Source organism: Labilibaculum euxinicum (genome assembly GCF_009795715.1).
Classification (GTDB): domain Bacteria; phylum Bacteroidota; class Bacteroidia; order Bacteroidales; family Marinifilaceae; genus Labilibaculum; species Labilibaculum euxinus.
In genome coordinates, this window is sequence record NZ_WTCR01000037.1 from 1 (window position 1) to 500 (window position 500).

General features: G+C 40.6%; 1 protein-coding gene. It reads left to right on the forward strand.

Annotation, left to right across the window (positions count from 1 at the left end; translation table 11 throughout):
• Positions 1–154: 154 nt before the first annotated feature.
• A complete protein-coding gene (locus GQR60_RS20170) occupies positions 155–319 on the forward strand; it encodes a group II intron maturase-specific domain-containing protein (RefSeq protein ID WP_225441470.1) in 165 nt (54 codons plus the stop codon).
• The last annotated feature ends 181 nt before the right edge of the window (positions 320–500 follow it).

The window sequence follows — 500 nt, forward strand, 5'->3', positions numbered from 1 at the left end:
GGTTTTAGGGATACATAAAAATTGAAAATGCTTTTATTTAGAAATAGAATTTGGGTTCTTATTTGGGCTACTTTTAACTCTAGCATTACGATTAAGAAGATGGGGTGATTGCCTCACAGACAGCCTTACAGCATTAGTCTTTTTACTTTACAGTTTGCACAGGCTCGAAGAACGCATCCAAAAACTGAATGAGGTTCAGCGGGGTTGGGTAAATAACTTCCGTATGGCAAGTATTTTAGTCAAACTTCAAGATCTCGACGGTTGGCTGCGCAACAGGCTCAGGTATTGTATATGGCACCATTGGTCCCGAATGAAGTGAGATCATGAACACCTTTTTTAATAGAATTCGTGAATAAAAACCCGAAAAGAAAAGGCGAAGCCTTATCCGTTTGGGCGTTCAGCAAGGACAAGCCTATGCATGGTCTCGTTCACGCAATGAGGAACGAATTCATGAATGCCCATAAAAATAAGTATTTATGAATCATGGGGGGATGGGCGAT